Genomic DNA, 510 nt, shown 5'->3' on the forward strand with positions numbered 1-510 from the left:
TAAAAACGATCGTAAGCGTTACCTGATCACGGGCTCAATTTTGGGCGGCGTATTTGGCCTGCTGTTGCTTTACGTACCTCAATTAACAGGCGGAGGCATTGCACTTATTCCCGATGTCACAACAGGTAACTACTCGATCTCTATTTTAGTGCTGCTGTTTATTGGTCGCGTGGTCACAACTTTGCTTTGCTTTGGCTCTGGCGCACCAGGCGGTATTTTCGCGCCAATGCTCGCGCTGGGCACATTGTTTGGATACGCATTTGGCGCAAGCGCAGATGTTCTGTTGCCAACGCTTGATATAGAACCTGGCGTCTTTGCGATTGCAGGAATGGGAGCTCTGTTCGCTGCGACAGTTCGCGCGCCTATCACTGGTATTTTGTTGGTGATCGAAATGACCAACAACTACTATCTGATTCTTCCGCTAATCATTACCTGTCTAGGAGCGGTGATTGTCGCACAGTTGCTTGGTGGACAACCTATTTACAGCCAGTTGCTGCATCGTACGCTTAA

General features: G+C 49.0%; 1 protein-coding gene. It reads left to right on the forward strand.

Going from position 1 to position 510, the window contains the following annotated elements; all coding sequences use genetic code 11:
- Positions 1-510, forward strand: a 510-nt coding sequence (locus tag R7Q48_RS31345) for a chloride channel protein (protein WP_318134362.1), incomplete at both ends; no start/stop codon positions are given.

This window comes from Vibrio sp. 378 (assembly GCF_033339435.1).